At 70.8% G+C, this 20,891-nt stretch carries 18 protein-coding genes; 10 read left to right on the plus strand and 8 right to left on the minus strand.

Translation table 11 applies throughout. The features are described from left to right. The first annotated feature begins 84 nt into the window (after nt 1-84). Complete coding sequence (locus tag ACV530_RS16605; protein WP_494333238.1) at nt 85-669, plus strand: cysteine hydrolase family protein; 585 nt, start codon at nt 85-87, stop codon at nt 667-669. After that, nucleotides 666-1,613 carry a GlxA family transcriptional regulator gene (locus ACV530_RS16610; protein WP_494333239.1) on the plus strand — a complete coding sequence of 316 codons (948 nt, stop codon included), beginning with the start codon at nt 666-668 and terminating at the stop codon, nt 1,611-1,613. Before ACV530_RS16605 ends, ACV530_RS16610 begins: the two co-directional genes overlap by 4 nt. On the opposite strand, the gene ACV530_RS16615 is transcribed toward ACV530_RS16610, so the two are convergent. After that, complete coding sequence (locus ACV530_RS16615; RefSeq protein ID WP_494333240.1) at nt 1,570-2,994, minus strand: NAD(P)/FAD-dependent oxidoreductase; 1,425 nt, start codon at nt 2,992-2,994, stop codon at nt 1,570-1,572. The two genes, ACV530_RS16610 and ACV530_RS16615, sit on opposite strands and share 44 nt — an antisense overlap. A gap of 94 nt (nt 2,995-3,088) precedes the next feature. Between ACV530_RS16615 and ACV530_RS16620 the strand changes: the two genes are divergently transcribed. Continuing rightward, nucleotides 3,089-3,367, plus strand: a complete 279-nt coding sequence (locus tag ACV530_RS16620) for a DUF397 domain-containing protein (RefSeq protein WP_494333241.1) — start codon at nt 3,089-3,091, stop codon at nt 3,365-3,367. A 62-nt stretch (nt 3,368-3,429) separates the two neighbouring features. Here the strand turns inward: ACV530_RS16620 and ACV530_RS16625 are convergent, their stop codons facing one another. After that, on the minus strand, nt 3,430-4,866 hold the full coding sequence (locus tag ACV530_RS16625; protein WP_494333242.1) for a serine/threonine-protein kinase: 1,437 nt from the start codon (nt 4,864-4,866) through the stop codon (nt 3,430-3,432). Between the two features lie 397 nt (nt 4,867-5,263). Here ACV530_RS16625 and ACV530_RS16630 point away from each other — a divergent pair, with 397 nt between their 5' ends. The 6 genes from ACV530_RS16630 (at nt 5,264) to ACV530_RS16655 (ending at nt 12,424) form a co-directional block, all read left to right on the plus strand. Then, nucleotides 5,264-5,572 (plus strand): DUF8827 family protein, encoded by a 309-nt coding sequence (locus ACV530_RS16630; protein ID WP_494333243.1) that lies wholly within the window; start codon nt 5,264-5,266, stop codon nt 5,570-5,572. Nucleotides 5,573-5,797: 225 nt separating this feature from the next. Further along, the gene (locus tag ACV530_RS16635) at nt 5,798-6,616 is read left to right on the plus strand and encodes a DUF8175 domain-containg protein (RefSeq protein WP_494333244.1); all 819 of its coding nucleotides are present in this window, start codon (nt 5,798-5,800) and stop codon (nt 6,614-6,616) included. Continuing rightward, complete coding sequence (locus ACV530_RS16640) at nt 6,606-7,937, plus strand: hypothetical protein (protein WP_494333245.1); 1,332 nt, start codon at nt 6,606-6,608, stop codon at nt 7,935-7,937. Before ACV530_RS16635 ends, ACV530_RS16640 begins: the two co-directional genes overlap by 11 nt. Nucleotides 7,938-7,939: 2 nt before the next feature. Then, the gene (locus tag ACV530_RS16645; RefSeq protein ID WP_494333265.1) at nt 7,940-9,493 is read left to right on the plus strand and encodes an SCO6880 family protein; all 1,554 of its coding nucleotides are present in this window, start codon (nt 7,940-7,942) and stop codon (nt 9,491-9,493) included. 11 nt (nt 9,494-9,504) lie between these two features. Next, a complete protein-coding gene (locus ACV530_RS16650) occupies nt 9,505-10,947 on the plus strand; it encodes an ATP-binding protein (RefSeq protein ID WP_494333246.1) in 1,443 nt (480 codons plus the stop codon). 1 nt (nt 10,948) lies between these two features. Beyond that, the gene (locus ACV530_RS16655) at nt 10,949-12,424 is read left to right on the plus strand and encodes a DEAD/DEAH box helicase family protein (RefSeq protein WP_494333247.1); all 1,476 of its coding nucleotides are present in this window, start codon (nt 10,949-10,951) and stop codon (nt 12,422-12,424) included. Between the two features lie 208 nt (nt 12,425-12,632). Here ACV530_RS16655 and ACV530_RS16660 read toward each other — a convergent pair whose 3' ends face one another. From ACV530_RS16660 to ACV530_RS16685, 6 genes are all read right to left on the minus strand, one after another. Further along, nucleotides 12,633-15,089, minus strand: a complete 2,457-nt coding sequence (locus tag ACV530_RS16660; protein ID WP_494333248.1) for an ABC transporter permease — start codon at nt 15,087-15,089, stop codon at nt 12,633-12,635. Then, nucleotides 15,083-15,823, minus strand: coding sequence for an ABC transporter ATP-binding protein (locus tag ACV530_RS16665; protein WP_494333266.1), 741 nt, complete (start codon nt 15,821-15,823; stop codon nt 15,083-15,085). The genes ACV530_RS16660 and ACV530_RS16665 overlap by 7 nt, the downstream gene beginning before the upstream one ends. 216 nt (nt 15,824-16,039) lie before the next feature. Then, on the minus strand, nt 16,040-17,224 hold the full coding sequence (locus ACV530_RS16670; RefSeq protein ID WP_494333249.1) for a serine hydrolase domain-containing protein: 1,185 nt from the start codon (nt 17,222-17,224) through the stop codon (nt 16,040-16,042). A 119-nt stretch (nt 17,225-17,343) separates the two neighbouring features. Beyond that, nucleotides 17,344-17,994 carry a response regulator gene (locus ACV530_RS16675; RefSeq protein ID WP_494333250.1) on the minus strand — a complete coding sequence of 217 codons (651 nt, stop codon included), beginning with the start codon at nt 17,992-17,994 and terminating at the stop codon, nt 17,344-17,346. Beyond that, nucleotides 17,991-19,109 (minus strand): sensor histidine kinase, encoded by a 1,119-nt coding sequence (locus ACV530_RS16680; RefSeq protein WP_494333251.1) that lies wholly within the window; start codon nt 19,107-19,109, stop codon nt 17,991-17,993. The genes ACV530_RS16675 and ACV530_RS16680 overlap by 4 nt, the downstream gene beginning before the upstream one ends. Beyond that, complete coding sequence (locus ACV530_RS16685; RefSeq protein ID WP_494333252.1) at nt 19,109-19,642, minus strand: GNAT family N-acetyltransferase; 534 nt, start codon at nt 19,640-19,642, stop codon at nt 19,109-19,111. Before ACV530_RS16685 ends, ACV530_RS16680 begins: the two co-directional genes overlap by 1 nt. A gap of 71 nt (nt 19,643-19,713) precedes the next feature. Here ACV530_RS16685 and ACV530_RS16690 point away from each other — a divergent pair, with 71 nt between their 5' ends. After that, nucleotides 19,714-20,646: a hydroxyacid dehydrogenase gene (locus tag ACV530_RS16690; protein ID WP_494333253.1), complete on the plus strand. Its 933-nt coding sequence runs from the start codon at nt 19,714-19,716 to the stop codon at nt 20,644-20,646. Nucleotides 20,647-20,891: the final 245 nt, after the last annotated feature.

Consider the following 20,891-nt stretch of genomic DNA (forward strand, 5'->3'; position numbering starts at 1 on the left):
CGTCGCGGCCGCTGACCGGATCGTTCCGCCCCGCGACATGATCGGGCCTTGGGAGAGCGCCCGTGCCACAGCAGGATCGGGGGCATGAACAGCGCACTCCTCGTCATCGACGTCCAGGAATCCTTCCGGCAGCGGCCCAACTGGTCGGCCACCTCCAACCCCGGAATCGTCGCCAAGGTGAACCGCCTCGTGGCCGACCAGCGCGCCAAGGGCGAACTCGTCGTCTGGGTACTGCACTCCGAACCGGGCAGCGGCACCGTCTTCGACCCCGAGAGAGGCTTCAACCGCCCCATCGAGGGGCTGGAGCCCGCCCCCGGGGAGCCGGTCCTCACCAAGACCTCGCACAACGCGTTCACCACGACGAACCTCCAGCAGCTCCTCACTCAGCACGGCATCCGCGAACTGCTGGTCAGCGGCATCCGCACCGAGCAGTGCTGCGAGACGACGGCGCGGGTCGCGGCGGACCTCGGATACGACGTCGTCTTCGTGACCGACGCGACCGCGACCCACCCCATCGAGCACCGGGACGCCCCCGCGGGACGCCCCATGGCGGAGGTCCTGGCCGACCCCCGTACCCTGACGACCGATGCGATCGTCGCCCGTACCGAGTACGCCCTGGCGGGTCGCTTCGCCAGGATCGCCACCGTCGAGGAGCTGACCGGATCGTGACCCGGGTCGTCTTCCTGCTCGTCCCGCAGCTGCACATGCTGGACCTCGCCGGGCCCGCCCAGGTGTTCTCCGCCGCGGACGACCTCGGCCACGGCTACGACATCGCGTACGTGGCCGAGCAGGAGGACATCCCAACCGCACAGGGCCTCGAGCTCCGGGCGGCCACCGCATGGCCGGAGCTGACGCCGGACGACCTGGTCGTCGTCCCCGGCTGGCGCGCCCGGGTCCACGGGGCGCTGACCCGGGCGACGCTGGACCGCCTGGTCGCCCACCACGCCGCGGGCGGCACGGTCGCCAGCGTCTGCGCGGGCGCGGACGCACTGGGCCGGGCCGGGCTGCTCGACGGCCGCCGGTGCACCACGCACCACCACGTGCAGGACGAGCTCGCCCGGCGCTATCCCCGGGCGACCGTCGTGCGCGACGTGCTGTACGTGACCGACGACCGCGTCGTCACCTCCGCGGGCATCGCCAGCGGGATCGACCTGGCCCTCCACCTCGTGGCCGTGCGCCACGGCCCGTCGGCCGCCGCCCGGGTCGCCCGCAGCATGGTGGTCTACGCCCGCCGCAACGGCGAGGAACAGCAGAGCAGTGCGATGCTCCGGCACCGCGCCCACCTCTGCGACGCGGTCCACCGCGCCCAGGACCTCATCGACTCCCGCTACACCTCCACGCTGCGCCTGTCCGACGTCGCCTCGGCCGTCGGCCTCAGTGCCCGTACCCTCACCCGCCGCTTCGCCGAGGCGACCGGACTCACGCCGCTGCGCTACCAGCAGCGGCTGAGGGTCGAGCACGCCGAGCACCTGATCGCGCAGGGCGCGACGGCCGAGGCGGCGGCGCGGGGCGCGGGGTTCCAGGACGCGCGCATGCTGCGGCGCCTCCGGGCGTCCGGCGGCACCCGGGTCACGCCCGCCCCAGCCCCCACAACTCCCGTTCCGCCGGGCTGATCGGCGGGTCGGCCGACGGCCGGCGGCCGCGGTCGGGGCCGCGCAGGACGTTCAGCAGCATCGCCGGTCCCACGAGCGCCGACCAGGGGGCGGACAGCGTCATGACGTCGAAGAGGGCCTGCGACACCGTGGGCCGGGACACCGCCGTGCGGACCAGCCGCTGGAAGTAGCCCTGCGTCAGCCGGGCCCCCGCCATGGGGCGGCAGGCGACGACGCCCGGGAACCGCATGTCCTCCCCCGTCGCCAGCACCCAGGCGCCGCCGACGGGGCGGGCGATCGCCTTCTGCGCCTGCCGGGCGAGCCCCGGGCGGCCGAGGTCGCCCTCGTACTCGCACAGGACGGCGCGGAGCTCGAGGGCGCTGCGGGCCGCGACGGTCATGCCCTGGCCGTAGACGGGGTTGAAGGTGGCCACGGCGTCGCCCATGACGACATAGCCCTCGGGCCAGGCGGGCAGCCGTTCGTGATAGCGCCGCCGGTTGGCGGTGGAACGGGAGTGGTGCACGCCGCCGAGCGGCTGTGCGGTGGCGATGAGTTCGCCGATCAGCGGGTGGCGCAGCGCGCGGGCGAAGGGCTCGAACTCGTCGGCGCTCCGGGTGGGTTCGCCGCCACGGGTGCCCGCGAGGGTGACGAGCCAGCGCCCGTCCTCGATGGGGAGCAACGTGCCGCCCTGCCCTGGCCGCTTCGTGCCGGGCACGGCCTGGACGGAGACGACGGGGATGTCCTCGGCGCCGGCGGGGGCCTGGAAGACGCGGGTGGCGTAGGCCATTCCGGAGTCGACGGCCTCCTCGCGGACGGGGGGCAGGCCGAGGCCGGTCAGCCACTGCGGCGTCCGGGAGCCGCGGCCGGTGGCATCGATGACGAGGTCCGCGGCGAGGCTCTCGTTGCCGCCCTTCTCCAGGTCGTGCAGGCGTACGCCGGTGATGCGCACGGAGTCGCCCAGGAGCGCCCGCGCCTCGCAGCCCTCGCGGAGCCTCACTCCCGGGCGGGACAGGGCCTGTGCGCGGATGGCCAGGTCGAGCAGGTCGCGGCTGCACGCGATCATGAACTGCATCTCGGGCCACCGGGGGATCCAGCCCTGTGTCGAGAGGACCACCAGGTCCGCGGGCACGGCGATGCGGCGGGCGCCCTCGGCGAGCCATCTGTCGGTGGTGCCGGGCAGCAGTGACTCGATGGCGCGTGCCCCGCCGGACATCATCAGGTGGGCGTGACGCGCCTGCGGCAGTCCCTTGCGGGGCCGGGCCCCGGCCGGCATCCGGTCCCGGTCGACCACGACGACCTCGTCGGCATGCCCGGCGAGCGCGGCCGCGGCCAGCATCCCGGTCATGCCCGCGCCGAGCACGACCGCGCGGCTCGGCCGGGGGGTGAGGGTGGGAAGGATCACGGCCGCATCCCTCCCCGCACGGCATGCCGGGTACGCACGCCGGTGGCCCGGTTCGCCCCTTCGTGCGGGGGGTCACATCGCGGCGGGCTCCTCTATGGTGGGCGCGACGTCAGCAGAGCCACATCCCACGAGGGGGGACACCGTGCCGCCGCGCGTGCCTGAGGACCTGGACTGGATTCCGGCCACCGACGACCTGACCATGCCCGAGTACCTCGAAGTCGCCTTCGGGAACGAGGGGGACGACAACGTCTACATCCGGGAGAACATCAATCCCGGCAAGGTCGTGGTGACGACTCAGAGGAAGTGGGACGCGTTCGTCCTGGGGGTGAAGGCAGGGGAGTTCGACCACTTCGTCGAGGGCCTCGAGGACTGACCTGGGAAGGCCGGCCCGGGAAGGCCGACCCAGACGGGCGGAGGGAAGGCGGGCGGGACCGCTCAGTCGTCGCCCTCGTCGCTGCCGTCGCCCTCGTCGTCACCGGACCCGGGGTTCCCCGCGTGCGAGCCCTGTCGCTGCCGATGACCGGACTTCTTCGGGCTGCCGTGACCGCCCCGGTCTCCGGGGCCCACGGACGGGCCGCGCTTCACCGTGCCGTCGTGCACCGTCTCGGACGGCTGCGCGTCGGGCTTCCCGGCGCCGCCCTTGCCGTTGCCGCCGTCCGAGGTGAAGAGCACGGCGCCGATGACCGCCGCCACCCCGAAGGCCACTGCTCCGGCCAGCACACCGGCCAGCGTCTTGGGGGTGCGTATACGGAGACCGCCTGTCCCCCGGCTGCCGCCACCGCTGCGCCGGTGCCCGGCGGTGACCGCGGGCGTCGACCGGGTCGCGGGCGAGCCCGGCAGGGCGTAGGTGGTCACGCTCTCCTGGTGGACCACGGCCCCGGGCGCGGCCGCCAGCATGGGCGGCGCCGAGTGCGGCGGGGCAACGGCCGGAGCGGCAATGGGCGGGGCGGCAGGCACCGGTGCCTGAGCGGCGCGCATGGGCGCCGGGGCGGGTGCGGCGGCGGGGGCGGTCGGTGGCATGGCCGGCATGGCGGGAGGCAGCGGCTGCTGATGTGCGCTGTCGCCGCGCCAGGACGGGCTCGCGAACCACTCCGCCACTTCCCGCGCCGTGGGGCGCGCCTCCGGCTCCTTGGCCAGCATGCGCAGCAGATACGCGTCGAGGGCGTACGGGATGTCGGCCCGGTGCTGACGCGGGGGCACCGGCGGGGTGTCCACGTGCAGATAGAGCAGGGAGGTCGGGCTGTCCGCCCAGAACGGCGGCTGGCCGACGAGCAGGTGGTAGAGCACGCACCCCAGCGCGTAGACGTCCGAGGCGGGGCCGGCGAGCCGGCCCAGTGCCCGCTCCGGGGCGAGGTAGGTGCTCGTCCCGACGATCTGGCCCGCCCTGGTGAGCCCGGCCGAGGTCTCGTCGACGAAGCGGGCGATGCCGAAGTCGCCGATCTTGAGCGTGCCGTTCATGTCGAGCATCAGGTTGCCGGGCTTGATGTCCCGGTGGACCACTCCCTGCGCATGGGCCGCGGCCAGGCCGGAGGCGGTCTGGGTCGCGATGTCGGCGACACCGGCCGGGGAGAGCGGGCCGCGCGCGGAGAGCTGCTGGGCCAGGCTCGGGCCGTTGACCAGCTCCATGACGAGATAGAAGCGCCCTTCCCAGGCACCGAAGTCGTAGACCGCGACCACTTGAGGGTGATTCAGGCGGGCGGCTGTCTGTGCCTCGAGACGGAACCGCTGGGCCGCCGATTCGTCGTCGCCCTCGCCCAGGAGCAGCTTCACCGCCACCTGACGGCCCAGCACCTCGTCCTGTCCGCACCAGACTTCGCCCATGCCGCCGCGACCGAGCAACTCCGCCAACCGGTAGCGTTCGGCAACCAGCACCCGTACCACCCTTGATCTCGACGCACCCGACGAACCGGACGATGAGTGCGATGAACCCGACGAACCAGCCCGGTGGCCGCAGGGCGCGGCACAGACGAGGGCGGTCGCCACAGCCTACCGATCGAACACGCTCCCACCTGAACATTCACACGCACCCCCACTCCGGCCACCCCGGCCCGGCGCACCCACTATGAGCACGCACAGTCACCATAGAGGCACCCACTGACAACGGAGCGTGGCGCGGCGCAGGGCAGCGGCGCCGCCGACGCGTGTGGGTCCTATCAAAAAATGCCGCCAAGTCGACATCCAAGAGCGGCTTCTTCGGAGAAGATAGGTTCTGGCCTATGCCAAGCGGCACAGGCGGCGCAACTACCCATAAGGGGGCGGTGAGTTACATATGTTTTTGGCCGACCGAAAGGGCGACATCAACACCATTATTGGTGGAATCGCCCCGAAATGGGGTCCGTTCGGCACCCTGGGCAATGAGGCTCGCGTCATGATCGAAGTCATCATGGCCGCAGCGATTCTCCTCTGCCTGGCCATCGCGATCTGGGGAGCGGCGAAACAGCGGATCGGCACGACGGCACTGCGCGACACATTCAGCGCGGAGCAGGGCAAGGGACTGATCGTCGCCGGCCTGACCGGCGTCTTCATCATCGGGTCGCTCGGGACGCTCTTCACGATCGTCTACGGCATGGCCGTCTGAATGGCGCCTCCGGGCACACCCGGGCCCGGAGCCGGTCTGTCCGCCCCCGGTATCCGCCCCCGCGCAGACACGCCCGTCCCCGAGTCCCCCCACACGAGGCTGCTTCCTGATGCCCTCTCACTCCCTCACGTCCTCCCCCCGGAAACCGTGCACACCGCTACCGTCATCTCTGGACGGGAAGACCGGTCGCGGTCCCGCGACGACACATGAGGGAGCAGGCGCGCGATGAGTCTCGACGACGGCCACGACGACCGCCATCTGACGCGCACGCGGCTGCCGGAGGGCGAGTTCGATCCGTACGCCCCACCACCCCGGCGGTCACGGCCCAGCCGGAACCTGGTCACCGTCGTCGGCGTGATCGTGCTCCTGATCGCGGCAATCGCCTTTGCGAACAGAGGCAGCGGAAACGGATCTTCTGACGATTCCGGAAAGAAGTCCGGCAAGGAAAACAGCAGTTCCTCGACCGCCCCCTCGGGCGTCAAGCCGGTCGACGGCAAGACCGGAGGAATTCCCTCCGGATTTGCGCACACCCAGCAGGGTGCACAGTCCGCGGCCGCGAACTTCGCGGTGGCGCTGGGCGGTGACGGAATGTTCAAGGCGAACACCCGTCACGCGATCGTGGATGCGATCCACACCCCGGACGCCGCGCCCGACATCCAGAAACAACTGGACCAGGCCTATTCACCGGACTTCCTGAAGAACGCCGGTCTCCAGCAGGACGGTTCGGCCCCCAAGGGCCTCACCTTCGTCGCACGCACGATTCCGGTCGGCGCCAAGGCCACCGAGTACCGGGACGACGACACGACGGTCGAGGTGTGGTGCACGGCCCTGGCCGGGCTCGCAGGTCAAGGATCGACGAAGCCCGTGACCCAGTCATGGTTCACGATGGCCGTGAAGCTGCACTGGCAGGACAACGACTGGAAGATCGCCTCCTCCAGCCAGAAGCAAGGCCCGGCGCCGGTCACCGGTGACGACCGCGCCTCAGGGGCAGACGAGATCGCCAACGCCGTCGGCGGGTACGGAGGGTTCACATATGCCAGGTAGCCACCGCCCGCGCGCGCTCTCGGTCACCGCGGCCGTGGTGACCGCACAGCTGGCCCTCATGGCCGTGGCCGCACGCGCGACCGCAGCGCCCCCGCCGTCACCGTCGGCGTCGGTGACGCCGAGCCCCGGGGCGTCAGCAGCGACAGCGACGCCGTCGCCGTCCGGTAGCAAGGACCCCTGCGACTTGATCGTGGGGGTGGCGAAGGAGTACTGCAAGAACAAGGGCGACGACAAAAGCATCAAGACCCCGACCGATTCGGGGAACGCCCTCGACCCCGCCGCCTCCCTCGCCAAAGGCTGCGCCGAAGCCGCCTCCTGGATCGTCAAGAAGCTCTCCCAAGCCGTCCACGGCACCAGCAACGTCGACTTCACCAACGCGAACTTCCTCCGCCAGTACGCCGTGGTCTTCGCCGCCTCCACCATCCTCACCCTCATCCTCTGGCTGCTGGCCGTCGCCAAGCGGGCCGTGCGCGGGGTGCCGTTCACGGAGGCGATCACCGAAGCCGTCGGCTTCCTCTGGCTCACCGTGCTCGCCTCCGCGTTCACGCCGCTCATCCTCTACACCGTCGTCCAGGCCACCGACGCCGTCACGGATGTGATCGCCTCCGGGCAGACGGCCAACAACGACAAGTTCTTCGGCGGCTTCGCCGACGCCCTCAAGAAGGGCGACGGCATCGGCGGCGGGCCGGTCATGCTGATCGTGCTGTCGCTGGTATCCGTGCTCGCCGCGGGCGTGCTCTGGCTCGAGCTCGTCATCCGGGCCGCGCTGCTCTACGTCGGCGCCCTCCTCGGCACCGCCGTCTACGCGGGGCTCGTCGACAAGAACATGTGGGGCCACGTCCGCCGCTGGGCGGGCATCATGATCGCCGTCATCCTCCTCAAGCCGATCATCGTGATCGTGCTGTCCCTGGCCGGCGCGCTCTCCTCCGGCCAGGGGACGGGCTCGCTCTCCGCGGTCATCTCCGGGCTGGCGATCATCATCCTCGCGATCCTCGCCAGCGCGATGATCTACCGGTTCGTCCCCGGGTTCGGCGACGAAATCATCAGCAGCCGCAACGCGAGCAAGGACATCGCGTCCCGCCAGGCGGCCGCCGTGATCTCCTCTCCCGCCACCTTCGTCAAACAGGGCATCAACACCCACAGCGCCCGGTCCGCCGGGGGCTCCGCCTCGCCCGCCCGCCCGGCGAACCCCGTCTCCGGCGGGGTCGCCGCCCACAGCGCACGCCAGGCCCCCGCCCCGGGCGGCGCCGGAAGCGCTCCCTCCGCCCCCGCGCCCCGCGCACAGAACAACAGCAAGTCCTCAGGAGGTGAGCGGAGTTGACGATAGAGGCCCAGTCCCAGCCGGTCGCGGCCCGCCGTACGTATCTCATCGGCCGCGCGCGCCCCAACGCGGTCGTGGGCAAGAACCGGGAGACGGGCGAGATCGCCCTGATCATCGCGGGGGCCTTCCTCGGGATGATGGGCGGGATGCTCGTCCCGGTCCTGCCCCTGCGGATCCTCACGCTCGTCGGATTCCCCGCGCTCGCCCTCGCGGCCGTCTACGTACCGTACAAACAGCGCACGTTCTACAAGTGGTTCGAGGTCAACCGCACCTTCAAGCGCATCGTACGCAGCGGCGCCGCCTACCGCTCCGGCGCGACCGAGGCGGGCACGCGGCTGGACGGGCGCGAGATCGAGGTCGGTCCCCCGCCCGGCATCGGGCGGATCAACTGGCTCTCCGCACCGTTCGGTCCGGACGAGATCGCCGTGCTGCTGCACGCGGACCGGCGTACGGTCACGGCGGCCATCGAGATCGAGGGGCCCGGCGTCGGTCTGCGCGACTCGGAGGACCAGGAGGCCCTCGTCGACCGCTTCGGCACGCTGCTCAAGCATGTCGCGAACGGCGACGGCTATGTGACCCGCCTGCAGATACTGGCCCGTACGCTGCCCGCCGACCCCGACGCGCACGCCAAGGACGTCGAGCGCCGCGGCGACGACACGTCGCCGGAGTGGCTCAAGGACTCCTACGACCAGCTGCAGTCCATGGTGTCGACCTCCTCCGAGCAGCACCGCGCCTACCTCGTCGCGTGCATGCACTACACCCGCGAACTGGCCGCCGAGGCACAGGCCATCGCGCGCGCCTCCCGCCAGAGCGGCAGCAAGCACAAGCTGGACCGGGACGCCGGGCTGGCCGTCGTCATGGCCCGCGAGCTCACCGACATCTGCGCGCGCCTGACCGAGGCGGACATCCGCGTCCGGCAGCCGCTCGGACAGAGCCGGCTGTCCTCCCTCGTGCACTCCATGTACGACCCGGACCACCCCATCGACCACATCCAGGCGATGACCCAGCGCAACGCCTGGCCCGCCGAACTGGACGCCGTCCAGCCGACGTTCCTCCAGGCGAAGACGCGGGAGTCGGCCACCCGCGAGCCCTGGTGCCACGCCACCGCATGGGTCAAGGAGTGGCCGATGACGCCGGTGGGCGTCAACTTCCTCGCCCCGCTGCTCGTCCACACCCCGGACGTCATCCGCACAGTGGCCGTCTGCATGGATCTGGAGCCCACGGACGTGGCCATCGAGCGGATGCTCACGGAGAAGACGAACGACGACGCGGACGCCTCCCGCGCCGCGAAGATGAACCGGGTCGTCGACCCGCGCGACGTCGCCCACCACTCGCGCGTCGACCAGCGCGGCGAGGACCTCGCCAGCGGTGCGGCAGGCGTCAACCTCGTCGGCTACATCACGGTGTCCTCCCGCTCCCCCGAGGAACTCGCGCGTGACAAGCGGACGATAAGAGCCTCCGCCGGCAAGAGCTATCTGAAGCTGGAGTGGTGCGACCGCGAGCACCACAGGGCCTTCGTCAACACGCTGCCGTTCGCAACCGGCATCCGACGCTAGGGACAACAGCCGTGCTCGAACCGCTCACCGTCCTCTCCAACGCGTTCACCAGTTTCCTCTTCGGAAAGGTGGAGACCACCCGCCTGCCGGTACGCACCTCCACCGGGCAGGCGCAGGCCGTCTACCTCCCCACCGCCGCGCCCGGCCTCGGCGACTCCGGCGTGATCATCGGGCGCGAGGTCTACTCCGGCAAGGGCTACATCTACGACCCCTTCCAGCTCTACGGCCAGCAGCTGCCCGCCCCGCACTGGCTCGTCCTCGGCGAGTCCGGCAACGGCAAGTCGGCGCTGGAGAAGACGTACGTGCTGCGCCAGTTGCGGTTCCGCGACCGTCAGGTCGTCGTGCTGGACGCGCAGGGCGAGGACGGCGTCGGCGAGTGGAACCTCATCGCGCAGCAGCTCGGCATAACCCCCATCCGGCTGGACCCGATGGCGGCCCGCGAAGGCGGCATCCGTCTCAACCCGCTCGACCCCTCGATCACCACGACCGGGCAACTGGCCCTGCTCCGTACGATCATCGAGGTGGCGATGGGGCGCAGCCTGGACGAGCGCTCCGGCTTCGCGCTCAAGGTGGCACACGCGGCCGTGACCAACAGCGCGTCCCACGACAGCGCATCCCACGACAGCGCCACCGACCGGCAACCCATCCTCTCCGACATCGTCGAGCAACTGCGCCATCCCGAGGCCGAGTCGGCGGAGTCGATGAACGTCGACATAGACGACGTACGGGCCTGGGGCCTGGACGTGGCGCTCGTCCTGGACCGGCTGGTGGACGGTGATCTGCGGGGCATGTTCGACGGGCCGACGTCGGCGGGCATCGACCTCGACTCCCCGCTGATCGTCTTCGACCTGTCGCACATCGACCGCAACTCCATCGCCATGCCCATCCTGATGGCGATCGTCGGCGTCTGGCTCGAGCACACCTGGATCCGGCCCGACCGCAAGAAGCGCATCTTCCTCGTCGAAGAGGCGTGGCACATCATCAACTCGCCGTTCGTGGCCCAGCTCTTCCAGCGACTGCTGAAGTTCGGCCGCAGGCTGGGCCTTTCGTTCGTGGCGGTGGTGCACCATCTCTCCGACGTGGTGGACGGAGCGGCGGCGAAGGAGGCGGCGGCCATTCTCAAGATGGCGTCCACGCGCACCATTTACGCGCAGAAAGCCGACGAGGCCCGGGCCACGGGCCGGGTGCTCGGGCTGCCGCGCTGGGCGGTCGAGATCATCCCGACGCTCACCCCGGGCATCGCCGTCTGGGACGTCAACGGCAACGTCCAAGTCGTCAAGCACCTCATCACCGACGCCGAGCGCCCGCTCGTCTACACCGACCGCGCCATGACCGAGGAGGGTGCCCTGGACCAGGAGCTGGCTGCGGAGGCGGCAGCCGCGGAGCGCGCCCACGCCGCGATGGAGCACTACTCCGACGAGGCCTACGGCTCGTCCGAATCGACGGTTGCCTGACGTGGCGTCCGGTTCGGGGCCCGCGCGCAAGCAGGGCGGCACCGGCGGCATTCCCGACGGGCTGCTGGTGAGCGCCCTCGGCTTCCTGCTGGGGATCACGTTCGTGGTGTGGTCGGCGACGTGCCTGTCCGCGCTCTTCGCGCGCGGCGACTGGCCCGACGGCGTCTCCCTGCTGCGAACGCCCCTGGCCCTGCGGCAGTTGATGGCCGACCCCCACAACCTGGCCGCCGCCTGGCCCGACACGCCGCCGGCCGCGTTGCCGGGGTACGGGCTGTTCTGGGGCGTGGTCATCAGCGAACTGCTGACGCTCATCGTGCTCGTCATCTTCGTGTTCGGCACGTTCATGCGCTGGCGGCGCGGGCCCGCGGCGCGTCGGCGCGAGGAGGAGCGCCCGGTGGTGAACGACGAGGCACAGGCCCCCGCGCCCGCCCCGGTCGTGATCCCGGCGCAGGCCACCGCGCCGCCACCACCCTTTGCGGAAGCGCCCGTTGAGTCCGCACCGGTTGCCGAACAGCCGGAGCCCGCCCCCGCGCCCGCGCCCGGCAGAGAGCCGGACGTCCTGCCGCGCGTCGTCTACGGCACCGACCGGCGCGACACCGCGGCCCGCGCGATCCTCGAGGCCGCCGGGCCGGTGCTGGTCACCACCAGCGACCCCGGGCTCTGGGCCGACACCAAGGACTCCCGCGCCAAGCTCGGTCCCGTACGGGTCTACGACCCCGGCCACCTGCTGGACACCCCCGACCGGCTGCGCTGGAACCCCACCACCGGCTGCGAGGACCGCGCCACGGCCACCGCCCGCGCGACCGCGCTCCTCGCGCCCGTACGCCCGCTCAGTTCCCTCGACTCCCTCACCGCCGAGACCGCCGAACTGATGCTTCGCTGCTGGCTGCACGCCGCCGCCGTGGACGGGCGCCCCTTTCGCCAGGTGCACCGCTGGGCGCAGGGCACATCGGCGCACGAGCCCGTACGGATCCTGCGCACCAACCCCAAGGCGGCGGGCGGCATGGCCGGCGAGCTCGAGTCGGCTCTCACCGGGCACCCCGAACGACGCGACATGGCCCAGGAGTTGACGTCGCGCGCGCTCAACGCCCTGACGTCGGTGCACATTCGCGACGCCTGCAATCCGCATCGAGGAGATGCGGTGGCACTGGAATCATTCGTCGCCGAGATGGGAACGCTCTACGTGGTGGGTGAGGCGATTGAGGATCCCCGGACCCGTCCGGGTGCGATGCCGTTGCTCACCGCACTCGCCGCAAGCGTGGTCGAGCGCGGCCGGGGCGTGGCCGAACGGTCACCCTCCGGTCGGCTCGACCCACCACTGACCCTGGTGCTGGAGGACGTCGCCGCCGTCGCCCCGCTCCCCGACCTGCCGGACCTGCTGGAGGGCGGTGCCCAACTAGGCCTTCCCACCCTGGCCTTGATGCGCTCGGAGGAGCAGGCGAAGGCGCGCTGGCCGCGGCGGACCCTGGCCGGGTAGGGAGCCTTGCGGCCTGGTCGGCTGTTGAAAGGGCGATCGTTCGGTTGGCGAGGGTGTCGGAGGAGACGTACCTGATGCCTTGAAAATCCCCACCACGTGCTCAGAGATGGGACAGACCGGCTCACCTCGACTCCCCACCCGCGGTGCGGTCGCTGACGGGATCTCAGGAGTCGGCCGGCTGTGTCGCGCGGTGCCGGCCGTCCTGTTCCTATTCGCGGGTGCCTGCGGCCTCGATCATCCGCCGACGGGTCGCACGCCTGGTCGCACCCGAGGCGGTGGCCACGGCGACGAGGGCGCAGAGCGCGACCGTCTCCCAGATCTGCGTCCACGGGACCACCGTCGGCGCGCCGGCCACGAGCTTGCCCAGCGTGACGTGCTGGGTGACCGCGGCCAGCGCGGTCGCCACGGCGGCGAGCAGGGTGCCGACTACCACCGCCACGGCCGACTCGGCCGCGGCCACCCTCACGATCTGGCCGCGCACTGCGCCGGCGAGAGCGAGCAGGGCGAACTCCCGCCGCCGCCCGGCCATCGCCATGATCAGGGTGTTGGCGACCGCTATCAGCGCGTAGACCAGCGCGATCCCCAGGATGACCACCGCGGCGTTGTTCGTCTGCCGCGCAGCATGCGAGCGCTGGGCCGCGAGGTAGGCGTCGTAGGTCATCACGTGCGCGCCGGAACCCGCGAGCGCCTGGTTCACCGCGGCCGTCTGCTGCGCGTCGAGCGGTGCGCCGGCGCCTGCCGATGAGTCGAGGTAGACCCGGTTCGGCATCACCGCGCCGGTCAGCGCCGAGGACAGATATGTGTCGTCCCCGTTCAGACCGCGCGCGACCACCGCCGCGATCACTGTCGGGACCCGCGTGCCGGTCGGCAGCAGCGTTACCACATGGTCCCCCACCGCCAGACCGTCGGACTCGGCCGCGTGCTTGTCGATGACCAGGAAGTTCTCGGGCGGCGAGGCGATGGAGCCCGAGACCACGGGGGGTGTGACGGTGACGCCCAGCGCCGCCGGGGGCACCGCGTTCGTGCTCAGCGAGTCGATCTGGACACCGCCGGGGGTGCCGATCCGGATGTTCATCGAGGTGACCGGGGTGACCCGGATCCCGGGCACGGCCGCCAGGCGAGCGAGCGTCGGGGCATCGATCCCGGAGCCGCGGGGCACGACCACGTCCGCTGCGTGGATCTCCTGCCGCTGCCGAGCGAGCAGTGCGGCGTCGCCGGACTGCTGCATCGTCAGCAAGGTGCCGACCAGGCCGACGGCCACCACGATCGGCGCCACGGTGGCGGCCGTGCGGCGCCGGGAGGTGAGGATGTTCTCGCGCACCAGCAGGGGGCCTGCCTTGGCGGAGGTGCGCAGCGGGCCGGTCAACAGCCGGGTGACCGGACGCAGCAGGATCGGGGCCAGCAGGGTGACCGCGCCGACGTAGAGGACCGGAACCAGCTCGTACTTGCGCGCGCTGGCCGCGAGGTACGGCTCGGTCCGGAAGACGACGATCCCCGCGACGACCGCGCCGACCAGCATCCCGATTCCCAGCAGCCAGCGGACCGGCGTCATCCCGCGGCGCTCCATCGCGCTCTCGCGCAGCACCTCGATCGGGCGGATCAGCGAGACCCGCACCAGGGTCGCGGTCGAGCCGGCCAGCGCCGCGGCCACGCCGATGACGAAGGAGATCAGCAGCGGCACGATGTTGAACGGGATGGTGAACCACGACGGAGCCACGTTGTGGTCGAGCATCCAGGACCGCAGCGGCACGGTGCACAGCGGTGCGAGGACGCAGCCGGCAACCGCCGCGGCCAGGCCGATCAGCAGTGCCTCGCCGAGCACCATGTGCCGCACCTGCCGCGGGGCTGCGCCCACCAGCCGCAGCAGCGCCAGTTCACGGCGGCGCTGCTCGGTGGCGAAGGCGAAGGTCGCGATGACGACGAACACCGCGACGCACACGGCCAGGCCGGTCGTACTGCCCGCCATGGCCTGGGCGTTGGCCAGTGCCTGGGCCCCGCCGGTGGAGTCGGGGTCGATCCGGGTCAGGTCGTGGCCGGTGAGGACCACGGCCCGGCCGCCGGTGAGCGATGACAGCTGCTTGGCGTCCTGGTCGGTGACGAGCACGTTGACGCCGGGTGACAGGCGCTGAGCCTCGGCGGCGCTGAAGAAGACCGCGTTCTCGAACCAGAGTGCGTCGGTGACGCCCACCACCCGGTAGCGGCCGGCGCCGTCGTTCGTGGTGACGTCGGCCTGGCGTCCGATCAGCTCCTGGGAGCCGCCGCCGACGGCGATCTCGTCAGCAGCCTCGGGCGCGCGCCCGGCCACCAGGTGGTAGCCCGCGTAGACGGCAGATGACCAGGGGTGGCCGGTCATCCCGCTGGCGCCGGGGGCGAGTTGCACGGGGAAGCTGCGGTCGGGCATGGCGTGCCCGGCCGTGGTCACCTTCGTGACGACGTCGGCCGGCAGGACGGCGGGGGCCTTCATCGGGCGCCCGTCGAAGCCCTGCGGGGCGAGGACCGTCGAGACTCCTTTGAACCTCTGCGGACCCGGGTGCGGCGTGCCGAAGGTGGCCGCGAGGGTCATCGTCATCATGCCGATCATCGTCGTACCGAGCGCGAGGGCGAGGAAGGCGCCCGAAAAGCCCATCAGACGGTGGCGCAGAGTGGCTGCGGCGATCTTCAGCACGGCTTCGTCTCGATCCCGCCGGGCTCCAGCGCGGCCATCCGCACGGCCACCGCCTCGGCCGTCGGCTCGGCCAGCTCACCGATCACCCTGCCGTCGGCGAGGAACACCACCCGCTGCGAGTACGAGGCGGCCACCGGATCGTGCGTCACCATGACCACCGTCTGCCCGTGCTGCTCGACGACGCCGCGCAGCAACGCCAGCACCTCGCGTGCGGTACGCGAGTCCAGCGCACCGGTCGGCTCGTCAGCGAAGATCACCTTGGGTCTGGTCGCCAGCGCACGGGCGATGGCCACGCGCTGCTGCTGGCCGCCGGAGAGCTCGGCGGGCCGGTGCCCGCCGCGCTCGGCCAGGCCAACCTCGGCCAGCCCCCGGTCGATCGCCGATGCGTCGATCTCACGCCCGGCCAACCGCAGCGGCAGCTCCACATTCTGCCGGGCGGTCAGTGCCGGGATCAGGTTGAAGGACTGGAAGATGAAACCCATCTGCTCGCGGCGCAGCGCGGTCAGAGCACGCTCGGAGAGCTTGTGCAGCGGCGCACCGTCGAGCAGGACCTGGCCGGCATCGACCCGGTCGAGACCCGCCGCACACTGCAGCAACGTCGACTTGCCCGAGCCCGAGGGACCCATGATGGCGGTGAAAGTGCCCGCCGCGAACTCCAGGTCCACCCCGTCGAGCGCCGGCACCCGGTACTCACCGCGGCCGTACGTCTTGTGCACACCGGCCAAGCCGACGATGCCGTCCGCGCTCGCCGCACCGACGTACGGCAGGCCCGAAGCCCGCCCCTCGCCCGGAGGACACGACGACGCTGCACGAGCCTTGTTCCGGAACACTTTCTCGCCTTCTCCAGGAGGAATGTCAGGGCATCGGTCAGGGCATCGGTCACCCGCCGCACTGACGCTGCGGCCCTGTGCGGCATCGACGCCTCCGGACTGCACCAGCCGACAACGTCGTTACTGGCCGAATGCCGCCATGATGATCTTCCCCAGAATCGCCGGCGGCGTCTGGCCCTTGGCGTCCGTGGAGTTCACGGAGTAGACGGCCGTCCGGGACAGATCCCTGGTGCCGCCGAAGGCGTTGAGGTAGCCCATGGTGCTGCCCGTCTTGCCCCAGATCTCCACGTCCTTGCCCTTGCTCTTGTCCTTGATCTTCACAAGGCTCAGTCCACTGCTGTAGTGCGCGTCCTGAGCGGAAGCGGAATTGGTCCGGCCGGGCTCGTAGTTCTTCACCTTCGGCACCGTGAACATCGGCTTCAGCTGGGCCTGCGGCACCAGCCGCCCCTTGAAGAGCGCGGTCATGAACCGCTCCAAGTCCGCGGTGGTGCTGACGAGATCACCGGATGCCCAGGTGTAGGACATGTTCCAGTCCGTCACATCCACCAGCCGGGTCTTGCCGGTCTTGGGGTCCTTGAACGCCTGGTAGCCCTGCGTGTGACGGCCGCGAATCCGGGAGTCGTTACCCGGGAGGTAGGTGTCCTTCAGGCCGAGCGGCTTGATGACCCGCTCCCTCACCACCTGCTCGTACGACCGGCCCGTCACCTTCTCGATCAGCAGCCCGAGCACGTTGTAGTCGATGTTGGCGTAGTGCTGCTCGGTCCCCGGCTTGAACAGCATCGGCTTGTTGAAGTGACTCTTCGACAGCTGCCAGTGGCCGTAGGTCTTGTACCGGTCCTTGAGGAAGTCACCATAGTCGTCGGCACTCGGCAGGCCGCTGGTGAAGTTCAGCAACTGGGCGACGGTGACCTTGTCGTACCCGGCCGGAAGCAGCCCGGGCAGATAGTGCTGCACAGTGCCGTCCAGCCGGATCTTCCCCTCGTGGACCAGCTGGAGCACGACCGCGGCGGTGAAGGACTTGGTGATACTTCCCGCGCGGAAGCGCTCGTCGCCCTTGAGGGACGTCCTGGTGCGCATGTCCGTCACGCCCGAGACCACCACCCGGTGCGGCCCCTTGTCGCCGCCGACCCGGACCTGCGCGGCCGTGGCCACGTCCTCGTCGGGCAGCCCGGCTATCGCCTGCTGCAGCTTGTCGCCGCCGCCCTGCGGTGCGGCGGCGACCGCCGGAGTGACCACCGCGCCCACGCTCAGCGCGGCGATGGTGGTGGCGATGACGGCGATGCTCTTACGGCGCGTGACGCTCATGATGGTTGCCCCCGAGAAGTCCAGGTCCTTGATGGCTTCCATCCTCGCGATCAGCGCCGCCCGGCACATCGCCGACGCGAGCGGTCTGCCCGGGCTCACCGCTCCCCCGCGCGAGGGAGTCAGCCGCCGGGACTGATCAACCCAGTCTCATACGCACAGATCACGGCCTGGATCCGGTCGCGCAGCCCCAGCTTCGTCAGCACATTGCTCACATGCGTCTTCACCGTGTGCTCGCTGACCACGAATTCGGCCGCGATCTCGGCATTGGACAGCCCCCGGCCCAGCAGCACCAGCGTCTCCCGCTCGCGTGCGGTGAGGGTGTCCAGCAGCGTCGAGGGCGCTGCCGTCCCCCGGCTGGTGAAGTCGGCGACAAGCCGGCGGGCCACCGAGGGGGCCAGCAACGAGTCCCCGGCGACCACCACCCGTACCGCGTGCACGAGGTCGTCCCGCCGTACGTCCTTGAGCAGGAAGCCGCTCGCCCCCGCGTGCAGCGCCTCGTAGACGTAGTCGTCCTGGTCGAAGGTGGTGAGCATGACGGCCTTGGTGTCCGTCTCCGCGCACACGGTGCGGGCCGCCTCGATGCCGTCCATGACCGGCATCCGGATGTCGAGCAGCACCACGTCGGGCGCGTGCTCGCGCACCGCCGCGACCGCTTCCGCGCCGTTGCCGGCCTCGGCCACCACCTCGATGTCGGGCTGAGCCCCCAGGATCATTGCGAAACCGCCTCTGACCAGCTCCTGGTCGTCGGCCACCACCACACGGATCGTCACCTCATCGCCTCCGCCCGAGAGGAGATCACGAGCGGCAGTTCCACGGCAACGCGGAAGCCCCGCCCGCCGGGACCGGGACCGGAAGCCGCTGTTCCGCCATGGGCGGCGGCACGCTCACGGATGCCGATCAGGCCGCGCCCGCTGCCGGGCTGCCGGGCCGGGGCCTTCCCGCCGTCGTTCTCCACGCTCACGCCCAACCGCGACGGCGTCCACGCCAGCCGTACGTTCACCGAGCGTGCGTCGGCGTGCTTGAGCACATTGGTGAGCGCCTCCTGCACGACCCGGTACACCGTCACCTGGGCATCGGGGGCGAGATCGCCCGGCGTGCCCTCGACGGTGAGCGTCGCGTCCAGCCCCGCCCGCCGCACCTCGCCGACCAGCCCCTCGAGCCCGTCCAGCGTCGGCTGCGGCGCACGCTCCGCCGCCGGCTCCTCCTTCAGCACCCCGAGCATGCGCCGCAGTTGCACCATCGCATCGCGACCGGCATCGCCTATCGCGTCGAACGCCCGCTCCGCACGCGCCGGATCGGACCGCACCATCAGCGGCCCCGCCTCGGCCTGGACGATCATCAAGCTCACAGCGTGCGACAGAATGTCGTGCATCTCCCGCGCGATACGCGCCCGTTCGAGCTCCGCGGCCCGATCCACCTCCGCCTTCGCGTACGCCTGCCGCGTGCGCACGAGCGCCCCCAGCGCATACGCCATGCCGAAGACGAAGAAGTTGAAGAGATACTCGCGCGCCGTATTGGTGTGAAACGCCGTCGCGGCAACGATCAGCGGCATCACCAGCGACAGCATCAACCGCCGCTGCCACAGGCCGCCTTGGGCCCCGATCGTGAACACCGCGATCAGCGGGCTGTACGGCAGCGGCTGCCCCGGCCCGTCCATCGGGGCGTACGCGCACTCCGCCGCGAGGATCGCGAACAGCACCGTGAGCGGCGCACGCGAGCGGAAGAGCAGGGGCAGCACGCTGAGCGTCGTCACCGCGTACGTGGCCCAGGTCGCCGGCGGCAGATCCGCGCCCCGCGGCGCCGCGAACGGGATCGTCATCGCCGCCTGGACGACCAGTGTGATCAGGGCGTCCACATGAGCCGGTTTGCGGAGGAAGGAGCGCATCAAGGGGTGGGTCGGCACAGCGCGAGCTCGTATTCCTTCGCCGGCGGGTGAACGGGGAGGAGCATGGTCGCACCTGTGCGCCGGAATCCCATCTTCCGGTAGACGGTCTCGGCCCGCCCGTTCCGCTCGTCAACGTGCAGCCGCACCCGCTCTATCCGTGGCTCGTCCAGCACCCACGCCCAGTCGACGGCAGCCTGGAGCAGAGCCTGGGCCATGCCCGTGCCGCGGTGCTCGGGGCGGACGTAGACCCCCGCGAGATACGCCTGGGCGGGCTCCCCCTCGGGGAGTTCGACCAGCACGGTCACCGTGCCCGCCCACGTACCGTCCGGCCCCTCGGCGACGAAGGAGGCAGACGACGCGCCTTCGGCACTCCGGCGGGTACGCCTCTGCCAGAACTCGTCGGGCTGGGCGGATTCCTCGTCGTAGGTGGCGAGGAAGGCGATGGAGGCCAGCGGGTCGCACAGTGCGGCCAGCCTCAGCTCCTTCACCTTCGGCCACTCTTCGGCCCGAACGGCCTTGATGGTGTGCTCCATCCGCAGATGGTTTCCTGAGCCATGGATCGCGGCAACTGTTTTCCCCTCCGTGGATGGGGGCAGACCGAGGCATGGCAGTCATGCGCGTCATGGTGAACATGGGCGCCGACGAAGGCGCCCTCGTCCTTCCTCCCGATCTCCGCTCCCGGCTCGCGGAGTTCACGACCGAGACGGATTCCCTGGAAGACGCCGACATTCTGCTCACCGGGTGGGGAACGACAGTGGTGGCGGACGAGCAGACACTGCACACGGCACCCCGGCTGCGGGCGGTGGTGCATGCGGCGGGCTCGGTGAAAGGCGTGGTCACACCGGCCGTGTGGGACCGCGGAATCATCGTGTCCTCCGCCGCCGACGTCAATGCGGAACCGGTCGCCGACTACACCGCCGCGGTCATCTGCCTCGCCGCCAAAAGAGCCTTGAGCGCCGACTGGCCGAGCTTCACGGCCCGCCGGGGCACCGACGGCACCGTCGTGGGGGTCGTGGGAGCCTCCCGCATAGGCCGCCGGGTCATGGCCCGCCTGCGCCGCGGATACCGGATGCTGTTGTACGACCCGTATGTGACCGCCACGGAAGGCGACCAATGGGGCGCGCAGGCCACCGACTTGAACACCCTGTGCAGTACGAGCGCCATTGTCACCCTCCACGCCCCGGCCCTGCCCGAGACTCGGCACATGCTCAATGCCGAACGGCTCGCCCTGATCCCCGACGGGGGCACAGTCATCAATACGGCGCGGGGTTCGCTGGTCGACACGGACGCTCTCGCTCGTGAATGCGCATCGGGCCGGCTGGACGCCTTCCTCGACGTCACCGATCCCGAACCACTGCCTCCGGGGCATCCATTGCGGTCTCTGCGCAATGTTCTGGTCACCCCGCATATCGCGGGCGCCCAGGGCAGCGAGGCCCGGCGACTGGGTGCGTACGCGGTGGAGGAAATCCGCCGACTGGTGCGCGGGGAACCGCTGTTGGGGGTGGTCAGGCGGGAGGAATGGGGGCGTCTGGCATAAACAAAAAAGCCGTGGGCTTGAGTTGGATCACTCCAACTCAAGCCCACGGCTATAAAATTTGTTCGGCGGCGTCCTACTCTCCCACACGGTCCCCCATGCAGTACCGGGCCGTGGGGCGCCGGTGCAGTACGGGCTCGGCGACCATCCTCGGCGACATCGCCCAGGGCACGACGCCCTGGGCCACGCCGGACTGGCGGGAGGCGCTCCTCCACCGTCGCCTCCGGCTTGCCGAGGTGGAGGAGCGC

It is taken from the genome of Streptomyces sp. SX-6, from assembly GCF_059089585.1.